Origin of the sequence: Falsiroseomonas oryzae, from assembly GCF_027856955.1 — a bacterium.
GTDB lineage: Bacteria > Pseudomonadota > Alphaproteobacteria > Acetobacterales > Acetobacteraceae > Falsiroseomonas > Falsiroseomonas oryzae.
Window position 1 is genome coordinate 1 of sequence record NZ_JAPSMD010000967.1, and the last position, 655, is coordinate 655.

1 protein-coding gene is annotated in these 655 nt (G+C 77.3%); it reads right to left on the reverse strand.

Features of this window, described 5'->3' with window-relative positions; translation table 11 throughout:
* The coding region (locus tag OZN99_RS32995; RefSeq protein WP_456299932.1) for a hypothetical protein at positions 1–655 on the reverse strand (655 nt) is incomplete at both ends.

Consider the following 655-nt stretch of genomic DNA (forward strand, 5'->3'; position numbering starts at 1 on the left):
CGCGGGGATCGCCGAGGCCCGCCACCCGGGCGCGCAGCGGCGCCTCGTCCCCGGCGATGCGCGCGCGCACCGCGGCCGGCGCGTAGAGCGCGCGATAGGCCTGGCGGAAGCTGGCCCATTCCGGCGTCTGGTTGCGGCCGCGATTGAGGTGCAGCCCGACCAGCTCCTGCCCGCCATTCGGGGCGTGGTCGAAGGGGCCTTCGGGCGTCCAGAGCACCCAGCGCAGCGTCTCGGCATGGATGAACAGCGCGGCCTGCTCCGCGATGCCGTTCGCGCCGAGGCGGTACCAGCGCAGCGTGCCGTCGCCGAGGGCCGCGACCGCGACCTCTCCGGCCAGCGCCAGGCCCCAGGCGGCGCCGGGCAGGGGCAGCGCGGCCAGCGGGCGGCCGCCGGCGTCGTAGAGGCGCAGGTGGTTGTCGGTGCCGAGCAGGATGCCGCGATCCTCGTCCAGCAGCGCAAGGCTGCGGGCGAACTCGCCTGCGCCCAGGGGCAAAGCGACCTGGCCGAGGCGCGGGCGATTCGAGTTGCGCCAATCCGCCGCCAGGCCGAGCTTGCCGCCGGCGCCGCTGCGCGCGGCGGCGAAGCCGGGCTCCTGCCCCGTGCCGCGCGAGAGCAGGCCGGTGGCCGAGTCGAAGACCAGCGGCGCCGCGCCCTG